This is a genomic window from Pseudonocardia sp. Ae717_Ps2 (genome assembly GCF_001932475.1).
Taxonomy (GTDB): Bacteria; Actinomycetota; Actinomycetes; order Mycobacteriales; family Pseudonocardiaceae; genus Pseudonocardia.
Genome location: NZ_MCIS01000003.1, coordinates 21,928 through 39,417, shown reverse-complemented (window position 1 = coordinate 39,417; position 17,490 = coordinate 21,928). Strand labels below are relative to the sequence as shown.

Annotated in this window: 13 protein-coding genes and 1 pseudogene; all 14 read left to right on the top strand. The window is 71.8% G+C overall.

Annotated features, from left to right (window positions below; translation table 11 throughout):
- The first annotated feature begins 305 nt into the window (after positions 1-305).
- Entirely contained in the window at positions 306-791 is a 486-nt protein-coding gene (locus Ae717Ps2_RS29785) for a hypothetical protein (RefSeq protein ID WP_158071572.1), read from the top strand.
- Positions 792-814: 23 nt separating this feature from the next.
- Positions 815-2,143, top strand: coding sequence for a MinD/ParA family protein (locus Ae717Ps2_RS29780; RefSeq protein WP_233147836.1), 1,329 nt, complete (start codon positions 815-817; stop codon positions 2,141-2,143).
- 35 nt (positions 2,144-2,178) lie between these two features.
- The gene (locus Ae717Ps2_RS35610) at positions 2,179-3,297 is read left to right on the top strand and encodes a glycoside hydrolase family 16 protein (protein ID WP_143510649.1); all 1,119 of its coding nucleotides are present in this window, start codon (positions 2,179-2,181) and stop codon (positions 3,295-3,297) included.
- 1,903 nt (positions 3,298-5,200) lie between these two features.
- A pseudogene (locus Ae717Ps2_RS29770) lies at positions 5,201-5,482 on the top strand (transglycosylase family protein); the annotation flags it as partial.
- 8 nt (positions 5,483-5,490) lie between these two features.
- Positions 5,491-6,516, top strand: a complete 1,026-nt coding sequence (locus Ae717Ps2_RS29765; protein ID WP_083702635.1) for a hypothetical protein — start codon at positions 5,491-5,493, stop codon at positions 6,514-6,516.
- Positions 6,517-6,553: 37 nt separating this feature from the next.
- Positions 6,554-6,910 (top strand): hypothetical protein, encoded by a 357-nt coding sequence (locus Ae717Ps2_RS29760; protein ID WP_083702634.1) that lies wholly within the window; start codon positions 6,554-6,556, stop codon positions 6,908-6,910.
- Complete coding sequence (locus tag Ae717Ps2_RS29755; RefSeq protein WP_083702633.1) at positions 6,907-7,746, top strand: hypothetical protein; 840 nt, start codon at positions 6,907-6,909, stop codon at positions 7,744-7,746. The genes Ae717Ps2_RS29760 and Ae717Ps2_RS29755 overlap by 4 nt, the downstream gene beginning before the upstream one ends.
- The gene (locus Ae717Ps2_RS29750) at positions 7,743-9,470 is read left to right on the top strand and encodes a type IV secretion system protein (protein WP_143510647.1); all 1,728 of its coding nucleotides are present in this window, start codon (positions 7,743-7,745) and stop codon (positions 9,468-9,470) included. The genes Ae717Ps2_RS29755 and Ae717Ps2_RS29750 overlap by 4 nt, the downstream gene beginning before the upstream one ends.
- Positions 9,470-11,023 carry an SCO6880 family protein gene (locus tag Ae717Ps2_RS29745; RefSeq protein ID WP_075334467.1) on the top strand — a complete coding sequence of 518 codons (1,554 nt, stop codon included), beginning with the start codon at positions 9,470-9,472 and terminating at the stop codon, positions 11,021-11,023. Before Ae717Ps2_RS29750 ends, Ae717Ps2_RS29745 begins: the two co-directional genes overlap by 1 nt.
- Positions 11,020-12,771 (top strand): ATP-binding protein, encoded by a 1,752-nt coding sequence (locus Ae717Ps2_RS29740; protein ID WP_233147835.1) that lies wholly within the window; start codon positions 11,020-11,022, stop codon positions 12,769-12,771. The genes Ae717Ps2_RS29745 and Ae717Ps2_RS29740 overlap by 4 nt, the downstream gene beginning before the upstream one ends.
- On the top strand, positions 12,772-13,977 hold the full coding sequence (locus tag Ae717Ps2_RS29735; RefSeq protein WP_233147834.1) for a C40 family peptidase: 1,206 nt from the start codon (positions 12,772-12,774) through the stop codon (positions 13,975-13,977).
- Entirely contained in the window at positions 13,974-15,212 is a 1,239-nt protein-coding gene (locus Ae717Ps2_RS29730) for a hypothetical protein (RefSeq protein WP_075334466.1), read from the top strand. The genes Ae717Ps2_RS29735 and Ae717Ps2_RS29730 overlap by 4 nt, the downstream gene beginning before the upstream one ends.
- Entirely contained in the window at positions 15,206-15,517 is a 312-nt protein-coding gene (locus tag Ae717Ps2_RS36605) for a hypothetical protein (RefSeq protein ID WP_143510645.1), read from the top strand. Before Ae717Ps2_RS29730 ends, Ae717Ps2_RS36605 begins: the two co-directional genes overlap by 7 nt.
- Positions 15,514-17,469 carry a type IV secretory system conjugative DNA transfer family protein gene (locus Ae717Ps2_RS29725; RefSeq protein WP_075334465.1) on the top strand — a complete coding sequence of 652 codons (1,956 nt, stop codon included), beginning with the start codon at positions 15,514-15,516 and terminating at the stop codon, positions 17,467-17,469. Before Ae717Ps2_RS36605 ends, Ae717Ps2_RS29725 begins: the two co-directional genes overlap by 4 nt.
- Positions 17,470-17,490: the final 21 nt, after the last annotated feature.

The following is a 17,490-nucleotide window of genomic DNA, read 5'->3' as shown; positions in this document are numbered from 1 at the left end:
CGCCAGGCCTCGTCGCTGATGTCTGCACTAGCGCAGCCACGACAGGGCTCGAGGCGGCTCTTCCCGCCGACGGGGCGGCCTCTGTACACGTCATCGCCCCCCGGCGCCGACCAGCTCTCCCGACGTCGGCGGGGCAAGAAACGCTTTCCGCGATGCCAGCTACCGATGTCGAGGTCGCGAAACCGCGCATCACGTTCGACGAGGCGCTCCCGCAGCCAGAGCCGCAGGCCCGCCCGACACTCACTCAGGTACCCGCAGAGTCGTCGTTTCTGCGGGCGGTGCGCTCGTGGGAGCCGGTCTCGGATGTGGAGGCGGCGGCGTTCGCCGGCCGGTTCGCGTGTGACTTCCAGTCCTTCGATCAGGACGCGCCGTGGCGGCGGACGGAGGTGCTGCGTGAGGTTCTCGCGGATGCGCAGGCCAGCACGTGGGGCTGGTCGGGTTCGGGCCGGCAGCGGGCGGATTCCCCGTTGCCGGGGCGGATCTACCGCCGCTCGGCGACGGTGGTGTTCGTCGAGGTCGTTGTCCGTGTGACGTCGTATGTCCGTGCTGGAGCAGTAGCCGGGGCCGATGGCCATCCCGAGAACGACGGTGAGCGCGGTGAGGTGGTGGAGCCGGCGGGGATGATCGGGCGCTCGTGTGCGCCGCCGGAGGCGGACTCGGCGTGGGCTGCGGCCCAGGCGTGGTGGGTGCGGATGACGGTGCCGGTCACCCGCGCTGGTGAGGACGGTCGTCTGGTCGTCGATCCCGGTCTGCTGTCCGGACCTGCTGGTGAACAGGCAGGTGAGCGCTGATGTCATCGAGCAACCATGTACCGGTGCCGGAGCAGACCTCGGAGAAGACGTCGGCGGGTGAGACGCCGTCGTGGCTGGCTGATGGTGCTGCGGCGTGGGCTGCTCCCGGCTCCCCGGGTACGGCAGAGTCGCCGGTTCCTGTGGTCCCGGTCGAGCGGCCGGTTCCGGACGAGTCTCCGGAGCAGCTGTTGGCTGCCGGTTCCGGCGCTGGCCTGCAGCCGGGTCGGCCGGTAGCCGCGCCGCAGGCGCCGCCGGTGTCGGCGGCGCTCTGGAGCGTCGACGCCGCCGACGCCCCCGGTGTCGCTGCCGGTCTGGACGCGGGTTTCTCTGATGGTGGTGTGTTCGCTGATGTGGTGCGGCCGAAGCTGGCGGCGCCGACACACGGCTGGCGCGCCGCGGTCCACGCGCTGTCGGGCGGCCGCTGGAATCCGGGTTTGTCCGCTACCGAGCTGCGCCTGAAAGACCAGGTCCGGCGGGTCACGACACCACTGTCGGGGCCGTTCAGCGTCGCGGTCGGGTCGATCAAGGGTGGTGTCGGGAAGACGACGGTGACCTCGCTGCTCGGGTTGGCGATGGCCGAGTACCGCGGTGACCGGGTCATCGCGATCGATGCCAATCCCGATGCCGGCACGTTGGGCGACCGTCTGGTCGGGGAGGTGCAGGCTGGGCGGCGGACGGTGCGGGACTTGCTCCACGATCTGGATCGGGTCCAGTCGTCGACGCAGTTGTCGGGTTACACCCACCTCGCCGGTCGCCTGCGTGTGCTGACCTCGGAGCAGGAGCCGGCGTTGTCGGAGATGTTCTCCGCCCGCGACTACGAGGCCGTACTGCGACTGTTGTCGGTCTATCACGAGTTGCTGCTCACCGACTGCGGCACCGGCCTGGTGCATTCGGCGATGCAGGGAACGCTGCGGCACGCTGATGCGCTGGTCGTGGTGGGCGCGCCGACCAAGGACGGGGCGTCACGCGCGGCGCGGACACTGCAGTGGCTGGCCACCCACCAGGACTCTTCCGGCCGGTTTCCGTATCGGGACCTGGTCGCTGACGCCGTCGTGGTCCTGTCCTGTGACCGGGCGTCGCGGTATGTCGATGACAGCGTCATCGTCGACTACTTCGCCTCGCGGGTGCGGGCGGTGGTGGAGCTTCCCGCCGACCCGCACTTGGCGACCGGGGACATCATCGACCTGGCCGCCCTCGCCCCGGCCACCCGCGATGCGGTTCTTGAACTGGCTGCGGTGGTCGCCGACGGCTTCCAGGCCCGGACCTCGGGTTTGGCGGCGCACGGCTTCCGCGACACCCACCCCCGCGACATCCACACCGGTCACGCCGATCCTCAGGCCGGTCTGCGGTGATCGGGCCCGGCCCGACCAGCGCCGCTGTCGCGGCGGTGACATCACTGGGCGTCGCGTTCGCTCCAGCCGCTCCCGTACCTGCGCAGGCGCGGGTCGAGTGCGGATGGCGGATCACCGCGACCCATGTCCTGGCCGAACTCGACGGTGATGAGTCCGAGCGGGCGCAGGCGTGGCGGGCCGCGCTCACCGAGATCGGCGCGGACCGCCCCGGGTTCGTCCCCACCACCTGCTACACCACCCCGGGCCCCAGCGACACCCGCGACCGCAGCGACAGCGGCGACAGCGGGGCGTCCGGCGCCGCCGGTAACACCGGGAACCGGTCAAACGATCATGAAAACGGATCCAGTGCCGCCCCCGACACTGGATCGCCCGGACCGCCGACCGGGCCGACGTCCGGGACACCCGCATCAGGTGACACTGCTGGTGAGGTGTTCGGGTGGGGTGTCCCGGACGTCGTCGACGACTTCACCGGCACTACCCTGGGTGCGGGGTGGAATGCCTATGACGGCCCGGGTCATGCCGGGAACGGCACCCGTTCCCCCGACGCCGCCACCGTCGCCGACGGTGTGCTGACGATCGACGGCACCGGGGACGGCACGACTGCCGGGCTGGCGTGGACGGCGCACTCCCAGAAGTACGGGCGCTGGGAGGTCCGGATGCGCGCCCCGACCGGGTCGCCGTCCTACAACGCGCTGGCGCTGTTGTGGCCGACGCAGGAGAACTTCCCCGTCGGTGGGGAGATCGACTTCGCCGAGATCATGAACCCGGCCCGCGACACGATCGAACTCTTTCTGCACTACGGCGCGGACAACTCCCAGGTCCACGGCGAACTGACCATCGACGCCACCGCATGGCACAACTACGCCGTGGAGTGGACCCCGCACGGTGTGACCGCGTTCGTCGACGGCCGCGAGTGGTGGAAGACCACCGACACCTCCATCCTGCCGCCGGGTCCGATGCATCTGTGTCTGCAGCTGGACTGGTTCCCCCGCGGCGATGACGAGACCGGGCGGATGCAGGTCGACTGGGTCAAACAGTGGGGCCTCGCCGCCGGCGAAGGCCCGTCGACCGACACCGCCGGCAGCGAAGGGTCGACCGACGCCGACTCCTCCACCACGGTCACCGACGAGATCAACAACGTGGGCCGGTCCTAGACGTCCACACCCGCAGCACTACTCCCACCGCGCTCAGTGTGTCCGCTCCCCTGCTGACCTGGAGTTCTGCCTCGTGTCACCGCTTCCCCGCCCGTCCCACCGCCACTCGTCCCACCGACGGTCCTCTCGTGCTGTGCGGCCGTCGTGGGCCGACCACGCCCCGCGACGCCGCCTGGTAGACCGCCTGCCCAGCCCTCTACGGGCCCAGGTGTCGACCGTGGTGGTGCGCCGCTCGGCGGTCGCGGTGCTGACCGCGACCGCGCTCCTCGGCGGCGGCGCCTACACCGCCCTGACCACCGATCCGGAGCGGCGATCGGTGACAGCGCTCGGGCTGACCGCCGCCGGAACTTGCGATAACCGCACAGCCGCCCGTCAGCACGCCGCCGCGACCGACACCCGCGCCCAGGCACGGGCGCTGCTCACCGACCTCACGCTCTCCGACGACCCGGCCGACCACGCCCTGGCCGACCAGATCACCGATCTCGGGTTCCGCCCCGCAACCCAGCCGGCCGGGTGGCGCCAGCACGCCGTGGACCTCTCCGACCACCTCCACCACCTGGACAGTGCCGACCCACACAGCGCTGACCCGCAGCTCAGCGAGGTCGGGGTGCGGCTGGCCGCGGCCGGGCTCGGCCCCACACCCGCCGACCTGATCAACCCGCCACCCGCAACCGACCTCATCAACGACACCGCAGCCGGGGCCGCGGTCGCCCTCGGCGCTATCGACCAGGCCCTAGCCGCCGCCACCACACCACCACCCGCAGCAGCAACGCCGCCGGCGGAGCGGTCGCCCTCTGCGGCGCCGCCGATCCCGGCGGCCTGCACCGACCACCACCCGGCCACGCCTACGGCGTCGCCGGAACAACCACCCGCGGGGGAAAAGACCACCGCCGAGCTGCCTGCAGCAGCCCCACCGACCGCCGCCACCAGCAGCAGCAAGGACCAGGCCGTCGACACCACGACCGATCCCGCCCCGGACAGCACCGAGCCGGGCAGCGCGCCGGTCGGGCCCCGAACCTCCCCGCCGCCCGCGACACCGCCTGCGACACCGTCTTTGGCGCCGACTGCGGCGTCGAATCGTGTGGTCACCGATGCCCAGACCGGCCCAGAGAAGACACCGTCGGCCGAGGACGTGACCAACGACGCTGCGGCGGCGCGGGCGGCGATCGGGATGGTCAGCGACCTGATGGCCGCGATCGCCGCTGACGGCGGCGCCGACGCCACCCGGATCGGGTCGAGAGTCCTCGATGCTCTGGACACCGATCGTCTCGCCGCGCTCGGCGCCGACCCTGCCGACCTGGACACCCTCGACCGCCTCCGCACCACCACCACCACCAGCGGTCGGAGCGACCAGCCCACGACGGCGTCCCCGCCCCCGCCCCCGGCTTCGACACCGAAGCCGACCCAGGCGCAGGCGCAGGCGCGGACATCGGCGGGCGAGACCGAGGTCCGTCCCGGCGCAGCGATCACCCGCACCCAGCCCACTCAGCCCAACCGCACCAGCACCACCACCACCGCGTCCGGCGATGAGAGCAGCGACGAGAGCGGCGCTGGTCGGCGCACCAGTACGAGCACACCCGAGACCCAGACCCGTAGCCCGGGGTCGGTGGCGGCGGGCATCGAGAAGCTGAGAACGCAGGCCCGCGCCGCAGCCGAGGTCGACCCGGCCGCCCAAGACCTACTTGACGCCCTCGACCGCAGCACCGCCACCGGCAGCACCGAGGACAGCACGGATACCGTGGCCGGCGCCGAGCGTGCCACCGGCAGCGAGCCGCCCCAGAACCGGTCCGGGAGCAACGCGCCCACCAGGAACGACACCACCGACGACGACACCACTAACGACGGTGCTGATGGTGCTGGCGGGTTCGCCCGCGGAGCTGGTGAGCAGCCGCGTGAGCCCGCGATGAGGGCCGAGCCGCCGCCGGCGACCGGAGATGCAGAAACGGGTCCGGCGACGGACTCGACCTTCGACACGCTAGCCCAGTGCGAGTCCGGCGGGGACTGGAGCACGAACACCGGTAACGGCTACGGCGGCGGTCTGCAGTTCAGCCCGTCCACATGGCGGGCGTTCGGTGGGCAAGGAGCTGCGCACGAGGCCAGTCGGGCCGAGCAGATCGAGGTCGCGAAACGGGTCCAGGCCGTGCAGGGCTGGGCGGCGTGGCCGGCCTGCTCACAGCGACTCGGGCTCCGATGATGACCGCCACCGGGGACCCTTCCCGGGCCCGGCCGGGGTGTGGCCTGTTCGCGCTCAACCACCGCCTCGGCGCCGCCGCCCGCGACCACGCCCCCCATCTGGGCGTGGTCGATGTCGAGGCCATCGTCGATGTCACCTCCGCAACTGCGGCAGCGGCCGCGGGCGGGCACGGCCCCGACCCCGCAGACACCGCCTCGGCGCTCGGCGCCGTGGCCGAGACCACCCAGGGCCGGGCCGCCACGGTGTTCCCCGAGACCCGGCCGGTGTCGTGGGCGGCGTTCGGGGCACTGATCCCGGTCCTGGCCGGGTCCGCCGGGGCCGGCGCGTCGTGTGTCGCGACGGCGATCACCGACGCGTTGCAGGCCGACCGACGCTGCGCGCTGCTCGTCGACGCTGACGACCCGGCCCGGTCCGGGTTGGCGTGTGCCTCCACCTGGGACGGGCCATGGCTACGACCGGTCAACGAGCAGGTGTCGGTGCGCTACAGCTGGCGTGACGACGCCCTCCTCGCCCGCCTGGAGACCCCGCTTCCGACGATCACGCCGGGGATGGTGCCCGTCCCCCCGGACTGGCTGCCCGACCCGCCGCCGACACCGCTGCACACCACGGTGGTCGACCTCGGCCACGGCGGGTGGCGGGCCGCCGCGACCCCCGTCTACGGCGCCGGCGGCTGGCTACGTCGCGGCCTGCCCGCCCAGCGCCCGATCCTGGTCGTGCGCGCGACCCGCCCGTCACTGCGCCAGGCCGAGGAACTCCTCGCCCGCCTCGAGCCCTGGGTGCAGCGCGGGGTCGCGACCCCGGTCTTCCAGCTGGTCGTCAACAACGCCCGCAAATGGCCGTCCGGTGTCATCGGCGCCGCCGGACCCCGGATCGAAGCGCTCCTCGACGACGCGGTGTTCGTCCCGCACGAACGCAGCTGGGAGATCGCCGGAGTCACCGACGACCCCAGCCCACCCAAAGCCGTCGACGCGCTCCGCCCACTCCTCGCCTCCTGGGGCCTGATCACCTCCCCCCGCCACCGCTGACCAGCCTCGTCACCGAATTTTCGGAGCCAACTCCACGATGTCGCTTCCCACCCTGCTCATCGACACCCTGCTCGGCCACCCGTTGCTCGGCGGCACCCTCTTCGGGCAGGGGCCTGGGTCAGCACCCGTCCAGGCGATCCCGAATCCGCCGCCGCAGGCCCCACCCGGGGCCGGCGCGATCCAGAACGTCGTGAGCTACGTGCGGTGGGTCGCCGGGATCGCCGTGCTCGGCCTGTTCTTCGGCGGGATCGTCGCCGCCACCGCCGGACGGATGTGGGACCACCACGGATCCGGCCGCCTCGGCGCCCGCATGATCGTCGGCAGCCTCGCTCTCGCCGTGCTGTTCGGCCTCGGCTACACCCTGATCTCCCAGTTCGCCGGCGCCACCGCATGACGGGCCACCCGACGAACACCGGCCCGGCACCCGAGCGCGGCGGGAACCGCCGGCGGGCGCTGCTGACCCTCGCCGGCGCCGCCCTGCTGGTACTGGCCCTTCTGGTCGGCGTGGTCGTGTCAGTGACCAGCATGTTCACCAGCGACAGTCCGACACCGTCGGATCCCGGTTCGTCGGCATCGGGTGTTGTACCCGAGACGGGTGCGGGCAACGGCCCGGCAGCGGAGAAGGCGCTGGCGCACGCCCAGATGTTGATCTTTCCCGAGGCAGCGTCCAAACCGCACGCGCTGAGCACCCGGACCGCCGGTGACCCGATCACCGTTCCCGAACCGGCCCGGGTTGTCGGCGAACGGGTCGCGGGAGGCTTCCCCGACTCCCCGGAAGGCGCAATCGCCCAGCTCATCGAGCTCACCCGGACCGGGATGGCCGGAGCCGATCCCCAGACCTGGGCCCAGGCGTACTCCGCGGTCGCCGAACCCGGCGCCGCACCGGCCGAGGGCACGAAGGTCTACGACGATCTGGGCGGGTTCCGACGCTCCGCCAAGGTGCGCCCCACCGGCACTCTGAGCCAGATGACCGTGTCCTGGGCCCCGACATCGGCCCTGGTCAAAGGCAGCACCGACGACGGAAGCTACGTGGTCGGCTGTGTGCTGGGCGAGTTCGTCGTCGAAGCCAGAGGTCGAGTGGTCACCGCCGGCTACGGCAACTGCCTGCCGATGCGCCGTGTCGACAACGAATGGCGGGTCGCCTCAGGGACGACAGCGTTTCCCGCTCCGTCCCCGTGGCCCGGTAGCGATGAAGCTGTCGCCGCTGGATACCGGGAGCTGCAGCGGTGACCGCGCACATTCGGCCCACGCAACCACCGGAACCACCACCAGACAACGGCAACATCCTGAACTGGCGGGACCTCGGCTCCGGTCTCATCGAGGACGGTCTGAACTGGGCCGGCGAGCAGGCCAGCCAGGTTGCCCGAGACGCGTTCAGTTCTGCGATGCAGTGGGTGTGGGATGCGGCGATCTGGCTGCTCAAGGGCGGGTTCAGCCTCGCGGACACGGTGTCACGGGTCGAACCGGGCACCCTCACCGGCAACACCGCCGACAACCCCGATCCCCTACCGGCACCGGACGGCCCGGCGGCTACGCCGGCACCGCCGCCGGAGACGGCCGCGGGCGCGGTGGACCTGGGCTTGTTGTGGTCGACGATGATCTGGCTGGCCACGCTGATCGCGCTCGGGTTGTTCTTCTTCCAACTCGCCTCGGTCGCGTTACGAGGCGGGCGCGGCATGGTGCGGGCGGTGACCGGGCCGGCCCAGTTCGGGATCGCCCTGGCCGTGACCACCGGCGCAGTCGCGATCCTGTTGACCGGCGCGGACGGGCTGACCATCTTCTTCCTGTCCTTCCTCGGCGAGCAGGGCAGCTTCACCGCGATCCTCGCCCACCCCGCCGTCGTCAACCGGTTCGGCGCCAACCCCGACCTCGGCGCGGAGGTCACCGACGGGGTCCGGGCGATGATCCTGGGGATCGCCGCCCTGTTCGGGGTCGTCCCGGCCGCGGTCGGGTTCGCCCTGGCCATGATCTTCCGCGCTGCGGCGATCATGGTGCTGATCGCGACCATCCCGATCGCCGCGGCGTGCCTGATCGCCGACACGACCGCCCCGATGTTCTGGAAAGTGACGCGCTGGCTCCTCGCGGCGGTCCTGATGAAACCCGCCCTCGCGCTGGTCCTGGTGATCGGTGTCGCGGTCATCTCCCGCGCCGAAGGTGTAGCCGGGCTGCTGGGCGGGACCGCGGTGCTGCTGATCAGCCTGTTCTGCCCGACCGTGCTCTACCGGGTGCTGCCGTTCGTCGAGCCCGGCACCAACGCCGGGATGGCACTGCGGTCACTGGGCTCCCGCAGCGGAGGCGGTGGTGAGCCCGGCGCAGACAACGGCACCACCGAGGCGATCAACACCGCCCGGATGACAGGGAAGACCTCCGACCTGGCCGGCAGCAGCGCGAGCAACGGCGCCGTGGGTGGGGAACTCGGCGGCAGCACCGCCGCCCCCCGCACCGCTCCCGCCGCCGGCGGCGGGAGCGTCACAGCCGCCGGTGGCGCCACCGGCGGCGCTGCTGGTGGTGGGGTGGGTGCGGCGGTGGGCGCGGTGGGGGGTGCCGCCGCGGCGGCGGTGGTCGGCGGCTACCTGGCCACCAAAGCCGCAGGTCACGCCGCAGCCGGCTACGCCTCGTCGCAGATGGCCCAGACCGGCATCGGGCACCCCGGACCCGCCCCCACCGCCGCAGCGAGCGGCGGGCAGATCAGCTCCGCCGCCGGTAGCGCCTACACCGCGACGGCGGGCCACATCACCCAGCCCGCCGGCGCCCCCGATCACCCCGACGACCCCGATGACCCCGGCAGCTCCGACGGTGACGGTGGCGGTGGTCCGGGGCCGCCACCGGTCGATCCCGGCCCACCCGGCGGCGGCCCCACCGGCCCGGCATCGCCCAGCCCCGGCGCCGATCCTGACCCGCCAGGCAGCACCGACACCGGGCGAGGCGGCACCGACCGTGAGGACGGCCGGTGATGGCGACCAGCCCGGACCCGGGCCCGCGGGTCTATCGCGGGCTCAACCACCGCGAAGGGATCGGCTGGATCGCCGGGATGACCCCGGTCCAGGCGTTCGGCCTGATCGGGGTGTGCGCACCCGCGCTGATCGCGATGTCACGCAACCAGTGGTCGGCCGCCCTGTCCTGGGCGGTGGTCGCCGCGATCGTCGCCGTACTGATCGTCGTCCCGATCCGGGGCCGGCCCGCGTTCCGCTGGTGCGCTGACCTGGTCATGTTCCAGACAGGAGTGTTCATGGGATGGTCGCTGTGGCAGTCCCGCGCCGCCGCCGGACTGGCCGGTGACCCCGGCGAGCCCGACCTGCCCGGGGTGTTGGCGCGGCTGGAGTTCCCCGACGGCCCGGAGTTGCGCGGCACCCGGATCTGCCTGATCCACGACACCGCCGAAGGCCGGTGGGGTGCCACCGCCACGCTGACCCACTCCGGGGTCGGGATGCTGTCCGACGACCAGTGCGAACGCCTCGCCGCGCGGCTCGGGTCGATGCTGGTCGGGCTCGGGCACCGCGAGGTCGTCGACCGCGTCTCCCTGTGCGTGCGCACCGTCCCCGATGACGGCACCGAGTACACGGTGTGGCGGGAACGCCACCAACGCCGCGACGCGCCCGCCCTGGCCCGGCGGGTGACCGCGGAGATCGACTCCGACGTCGCCTCGGTCAGCGTGCGGACCGAGTTGTTCGTGACCGTGTCCGGGACCGAGGACGCGCTACGCCGCCCCGCCAAAGCCGCCGGCGGCGGAATCGCCGGCCGCGCCTACGCCCTCTACCGTGTGCTGGAAGGTGTCGCCGACGGGCTACGCGGACTCGGCGTCACCTCGGTGACCTGGCTGTCGTCCACCGGGGTCGCCGAAGCGATCAAAACCGGGTTCAACCCCGCCGCCGCCGCCGGGCTGTCGCACCGGCACCTGACCAACCCCGCCCCGGACCCCGACGGCGGTCAACCCGGCAGCAGCACTGTCGGGCTGCCGATCTCCCAGGCCGGACCCGCACTCTCCCCCACCCCGGCCGCGCGGGCGTATCACCACGACGGCTACTCCTCGGTCGCCTACGCCGTGCAACCACCCGAGTCCGGCACCATCTTCGGAGCGCTCGGCCCGCTGCTGGCGGTGCGGACCGCTGGTGAGCGGCGCACCCTGGCGGTGCACTACGAGATCCTCTCGGCCGCCGCCGGCGCCCGGGTCGTGAAATCCGACCGGTTCCGCAACAACGTGCTGGTCGACGCCAAAGCCGCCCGCGGGTTCACCACCACCGCCATCGACACCCGGCGCCAACGCGGCGCCCGCGACCAGGAAGCCGCCGTCGCCGCCGGGCACGCCGTCATCCGCTACACCGTCGCCGCCGCGATCACCGTCCCCGCCGGCTGGAACGTCGAGGACCACGCCGCCCGCCTGGAAAACGACGCCTCAGGCCGGTTCCGGCTGCTGCGCCTCGAACTCGCCCAGGACTCCGCGTTCGTCGCCGCCGCCCTCCCGGTCGGCATCGGCCTGCCCCGCCAGAAAAGAACCTTCGACACATGAGCCCACCACCGCATCGCTTCAGTACCCGCCGGCTCAGTACCCGACGGCGCCGCGTCGAGCCGCGCAGCCTCGGTGAGCTGCTGAGCCAGTTCACCGACCTCAACGGCATCCCCACCACCACACCTGACCTCGGACCCGCACACGAGCACGAGCACGAGCACGAGACGAGTACCCGGCGCGGGCGCCCAGCGCGGCTCAACCAGGCCAGCGCCCCCCGCCAAGGGCCCCGCGAACCCGGCCGGGGCTGGGCAGCGGTCGACGCCGCCCGCCGGGCTCCGGTCTACCGGGTCACCACCGCCGAGATCGGCGGGCTGTTCCCACTCCTGGCCGCCAACGGCGTTCCCGCGATCGGCGCCCGGCTGGGCTACGACACCCAATCCGGCGGCGCCTTCTACACCCACCCGACCGAGTGGGTGCTGCGCGGGATGGTCACCAACCCGAACCTGGTCGTGTTCGGCGAACCCGGCCGCGGCAAATCCTCCACCGTCGTGGCGCTCATGCTGCGCATGATGCTGTTCGGCGTCCGCTCGCTGATCTCCGGTGACGTGAAGGGCGAATACACGCCGCTGCTCCGCGCGCTGGGGATCACCCCGATCGCGCTCGGCCGCGGCAGCCCGCACCGACTCAACGCCCTCGACCTCGGCCCCATCCGCACCCACTGGACCCGCTGGAACGTCGAACGCCAACGCGAGGAACTCACCGGGATCACCGCCCGCTGGACCCGGCTACTCACCGCCCTGGCCGAAGCCCAAGGCTACCCACCCACCGTCACCGACGAACTCGTCCTAGCCACCGTCCTACGCCGCCTCGTCGGCGCCACCGACGGCAACACCGAACTGCGGCCCATCACGATCCCGCAGGTCGTCGCCCACCTCGCCGACCCCGACGACCATCTGTGGCAGGCCACCCGCTTCGCCTCCCAGCGCCAGTTCCTCGACCACACCCGCCCCATCACCGACGCCCTGTCCAACCTCGTCGTCGGCCCACTGGCCGGGCTGTTCGACGAGCCCACCAACTTCGACCTCGACTGGGACGCACCCATCCAGTCGATGGACCTCTCGCTGCTGCGCAGCAGGGGTGACCAGGCGATCGCGGTCGCGCTGACCTGCCTCGGCTCCTGGTCGTCGATGATCACCGACCTCCAAGACGACGGCGACGTGCGCATCGTCGTGCGCGACGAGGTCTGGCGCCAGATGCGCCTCGGGCTGCGCGCGGTCCACGCCGTCGACTCCGACCTGCGGCTGTCCCGCGCCGAACGCAAGATCCAGCTCCTGGTGATGCACAAACCCTCCGACCTGCTCTCGGTCGGCGCGGCAGGCTCCCAGGAGGTCTCCATCGCCAAGGACCTCCTCGCCCTGTGCTCGACCCGGATCCTGCTCGGCCAATCCACCCGGGTCGGCGACGAACTCGCCGATGAACTCGGCCTGTCCGACCGCGAGCAGGCCGTGATCACCGGCTGGGCCATGGAAGGCCCCGGCCGGGCGCTGTGGAAACTCGAGAACCGGCCCGGCATGAAAATCCAGACAGTGCTCTCGGCGACCGAACGAGCCATCTTCGACACCAACGCCGGCCTGCGCACCGACCGCACCGGATCCAGCAATCCCGGCAAGGTCGAGACCCTGACCAGCGTCAACACCACCAGCAACCCGGCCGCCACCACCACGCACGCACACAACGCCGGGCACCTGACCGGATCCGCTGGCGTCAATGGAACATTGACAAATGATGCGTTGACGGAGGAGCAGTAGGTGACCCGCCCGGTACTGATCGCCGGCGGACTCGGCCTGTCAGTAGTCCTCCTGATGACCGCTGTGATCGGCGGACTCGCCGCGATCACCGTGCTCGGGATCACCGCCGGGCGGTTCGCCTGCGGCCCGGACGGCGGCCTCGGCGGCGGTCCGCAGACCGTCGACGGTGTCGACTGGTCGGCCGAGCAGACCGACAACGCCGCCACCATCGTCGCCCGCATCGTGGAACGGGGGCTGCCTCGGCGGGCGGCGGTCATCGCGATCTCGACGGTGATCGTCGAATCCCGGCTGGTCAACGTGCACCACGGCGACCGCGACTCACTCGGGCTCTACCAACAACGCCCATCCCAAGGCTGGGGCCCACCCGCGACGGTGTTGAACCCGGTCGCGGCCACCGACACCTTCCTCAACCGCCTCACCGCACTCCCCGGATGGCACACCATGGCGCCCGGCACCGCAGCCCAAGCGGTGCAACGCTCCGCGTTCCCCGACCGCTACGCACCACAAGAAGCACCGGCCGCAGCCCTGGTCGAACAACTCTGGCGCGGCCCCGACAACACCCCGGCCGTCGACAACCCAGCCGACAACCCTGTAGCGGTATCACCGGGCACCGACAGTTCCCGCGCCGAGAACACCGCACCCGCCACGCAACTCGCCGCGAGCGTGTATGCCTGCCCGGATCCAGGTGGCGCCGGGGTCCCGGGCCCACCGGGGAACATCGACCCGCGGAAACTTCCGCCCGGGTTCACCCCACCCACCGACCCGACCGCCCGGGCCGCCGTCACCTACGCCCTGGCCCAGCTCGGGAAACCCTACGTGTGGGGCGGGCAAGGACCAGCCGGGTTCGACTGCTCCGGACTCATGCTCGCCTCCTGGGCCACCGCCGGCGTCGCCCTGCCCGCCGGGACGGTCACCCAGAAACACGCCGGACAGCCGGTACCCATCCACGACATCGCACCCGGAGACCTCGTCTTCATCCCCGGCTCACTCGGCAGCACCGACAACCCACGCCACAACGGCATGTACGTCGGACACGGCATGATCGTCAACGCCTACGACACCACCCGCGGCGTCATCCTCCAACCACTCACCGAATGGGAAAGTGATATCACCCACATACGGCGGGTTCATGTGCCGACACCGACGCCGACGGGTCCCCCCGCCGCGGCGACGGCCGCCGCAGCAGGAACGGCGGGAGCGTCATGACCCGAGCGCATCGAACCGCCGGGATCACCGCAGCCGGCGGTGCCGCCCTCGCCGCTGCCCTGGGCCTCGTCACGGGTGAGGCCGCCGCCGCGGCACCGGTGATGAGCGCGCCGGCCGCGGCCGTCACGGCGACCCCACCCGACGACCATAACGACAACCAGAACCGGGATCAGGTCGATTCACCGGTCGGGCGGTGGGAGACCCAAGACCGCCCGCAGCTCCTGCACGCATTCGCCGAACACGTCTACGGCCGCCCGCTGCCCGCCCCCGACGACATGACCTTCGACGTCACCGACCTCACCACCGGGGGCGGCGCCGTGGACGTGTCCGGGAAGAAGATCGTCATCGGTGTCCACGGGCCGGGCGGACAGGCCCGGTTCACCCTGCGCTTGTTCACACCGGCTGGGCGAGAGGTCCACGGGACTTTCTTGCTCATCGACCACCGCGGCACCGTAGGCGACACCGGCTCCACCAGCGGATACGCACCCATCACCCAGATCGTCGGCGCCGGATATGCGCTCGCCGCCCTCGACGCGAACGAGGCCGCACCCGATGACCCCGACCGCTACCGCGACGGTGTCATCAACGCCTTCCACGACCCGAACCAGGAGCTGCCCGAGAATGCGGGGCGCACGATCGCCGCCTGGGCGTGGGCCGCCTCCCGAGCCCTGGACTACCTGCACACCGACGACGCCACCCGGGCCGGTGTCGATCCGGGCCGGGTCGCGGTGATCGGGCACTCCCGCGGCGGGAAAGCCGCCCTGTGGGCCGGCGCCCAGGACACCCGGTTCCCGGTCGTGATCTCCAACAACTCCGGCACGGGCGGGGCGAAACCCGCCGACACCGGACGCGGCGAAACGATCGAGGCGATGACGGCGGCGTTCCCGCACTGGTTCCCGCCGGTCTACCGCGACCACGCCGACCGACCCGAGGACCTGCCGGTCGACCAACACCAGCTCCTCGCGCTGATCGCCCCGGGCCGGGTGGTCGTCGCCTCCGCGACCGACGACGACACCGCCGACCCGCAGGGCGAACACGCCGCCTACACCGACGCCCAACACGCCTGGGCCCACTACGGGCTACACGGCACCGGCCTGCCCGACACCACCTGGCCGCCACCCACCGACCAGGCGTTCCGCGGCCCGGGCATGTCCTACCACCTCCGCAGCGGCGGACACGGCCTCACCGAAACCGACTGGACCTTCTACCTGGACGGGAACCTGTTCACATGGTGACCTTCAACCATGCCCGACCGAACGAACCCAACCATGATCAACTGCTTGGAGTTCCTCATCCCGCCGCCGACCACGTCACCAGAGAACGGCCTGCACTGGGACGACGCCACCAGCAGCTACCGCTGCCCGACATGCTCACAGCAACCACGAGCGCTGATACTCGACACGACCGAGGCCGCCGTCTGCAACGACTGCGCGGCCTACTGGCCGATCCCGCCCGCGGCATAAGACTGCCGGACCAGCACGATCTCGGCGGAGCCGAGACCTGCACCGCCCACGCGACCGTGGGTGCGGTGACGCCGTGAACACCGCGCCGGCGGCGTCGTGGCGCGAGGATTACGCCCACCTGTTCATCACGGTGGTCCTCGGTGTCTGTTCTGTGGTGTGTGTCGAGGTCGCCGCTCTGGCCACCGGGGTGGTGTCGGGGGCGCCGCGGTGGCTGCTGATCGGGACCGGTGACGTGCTCGACGTCGTCGCCGCCCCGTTGGGCATCCCCGCCCCGGCCGGGTCGACCACGGCGTATCTGTTCGCGGTCCCGGGCCTGTTCCGCAACTGTCTCCTCACCACCGCGGTCGCGCTCACCACCGGAGTCGCCGCCGCCGGCTGGGCCGTGACCCGCCGCCGCGCACGCGGCACCCGTAGCACCGTCCGGCACCGGCGGCAGCGTCGGTGGGGCGGCCCGGTGACCGACCCGATCCGCACCGCCGCCGCCCGGCTCACCCCCACACCCCCCGGACACGCCGCCGCCGCGCAGATCCGCGCCGAACTGTCGGTGACGGCGTGCCGGGAATCCGCCACCCGGACCCGACCGAGCATGACCGCCGCGCAGATCCGGGCCGCAGCACCCGGCGAAGTCGGGATCCCGCTACCGATCTGCGCGGCGTGCGGGCAACTGTGGGCGCCGTTCACGAACCCGACCGGGGTGATCGCCACCACCCAGACCGGGAAGACCCGGTGCTGGCTGTGCGGGATCTGCATCGACGCACCCGGCGCTCTGCTGTGCTCCACCACCAAACCCGACCTGCTCGAGTTGTCCGCGCTCTCCCGCGCCCGCCGCCCCGGAGCCGGACCGGTATGGGTGTTCGACCTGACCGGCACCACCACCTGGCCCGCGACCCTGCCCTGGTCACCGCTGCACGGCTGCCGCGACCAACAACAAGCCTGGGCCACAGCGAAACGCCTCGTCGAAGCCGCCGCCACCACCATCGAGACCGGCGGCGGCCGGGGCGCCGGGAACGACCGCGTGTTCCGCCAACGCGCCATCGGTGTCGTCGGCGCCTACCTCCTCGCCGCCGCCCACACCACCACCACGGCGGCCGACGGTGGTGGTGGTGGTGGTGGGAGTGCGTTGAGTCGGATCGCCGACTGGGCCACCGACCGCACCACCGCCCACGAAGCCGTCAACATCCTCACCAGCCACAGCGACTACGCCCACCTCGGCGCCGCGCTGCACGCCGAACTGTCCATGGTCGCCGAAACCGCCGACGCCGTCTGGATGTCCGTGCGCCGCGCCCTGGAACCGTTCTCCGACCCACGAGTTCGGCGGCTGTGCGACATCGACCCCGACACCTCCTACGACCTGGAAGCGTTCATCACCGCCGGCGGCGCCCTGTACCTGATCGCCGAGGACAACGACGCCGCAGCGATCCCGATCCTCACCACCATCGTCGACGAATGGATCACCACCGCCCGACGGCTCGCCCTCACCCAACCCGGACGCCGGCTCGACCCACCCGCCACGATCGTCCTCGACGAACTCCCCTCCGCCACACCCGTGCCCGACCTCCCCACCATGCAAGCCGACTCCGCCGGACGCGGTGTCCTCATCCACTGGGCCGCGCAATCACTGTCCCAACTCGACGCCGTCTACGGCACCCGCGCCCGCGACCTCATCGAGAACTCCACCGTCTTCGCCGTATGGGGCGGCATCAAAGACAACGACACCCTCACCTGGCTGTCAAAAATCATCGGCGACCGCACCACCCACCGCGACACCCACCCCACCGGCGGGCTCCTCCCCCCAACCCACGGCGGGAGCCGCACCACCGAACGCGTCCCGATCTACCCACCCGCAGCGATCCGCACCCTGCCCCGCGGCGAGGTGTTGATCCTCTACCGGCACCTACCCGTCATCCGGGCCACCACCACCGACGCCTACCACCGCCCCGACGGCGACCAACTCCGCGCCGACGTCGCCACCATCGCCTCCGGGAACATCCCGATCACCGACACCGGATACCTCAATCACCAACAGTGAGCGGCCAACGGTCGGTCACAT

Excerpts from the sequence above, each read along its gene's own strand:
- Ae717Ps2_RS29765 (WP_083702635.1), top strand. The coding sequence starts at position 5,491 with ATGACCGCCACCGGGGACCCTTCCCGGGCCCGGCCGGGGTGTGGCCTG.
- Ae717Ps2_RS29760 (WP_083702634.1), top strand. The coding sequence starts at position 6,554 with ATGTCGCTTCCCACCCTGCTCATCGACACCCTGCTCGGCCACCCGTTG.
- Ae717Ps2_RS29755 (WP_083702633.1), top strand. The coding sequence starts at position 6,907 with ATGACGGGCCACCCGACGAACACCGGCCCGGCACCCGAGCGCGGCGGG.
- Ae717Ps2_RS29745 (WP_075334467.1), top strand. The coding sequence starts at position 9,470 with ATGGCGACCAGCCCGGACCCGGGCCCGCGGGTCTATCGCGGGCTCAAC.
- Ae717Ps2_RS29740 (WP_233147835.1), top strand. The coding sequence starts at position 11,020 with ATGAGCCCACCACCGCATCGCTTCAGTACCCGCCGGCTCAGTACCCGA.
- Ae717Ps2_RS29730 (WP_075334466.1), top strand. The coding sequence starts at position 13,974 with ATGACCCGAGCGCATCGAACCGCCGGGATCACCGCAGCCGGCGGTGCC.
- Ae717Ps2_RS36605 (WP_143510645.1), top strand. The coding sequence starts at position 15,206 with ATGGTGACCTTCAACCATGCCCGACCGAACGAACCCAACCATGATCAA.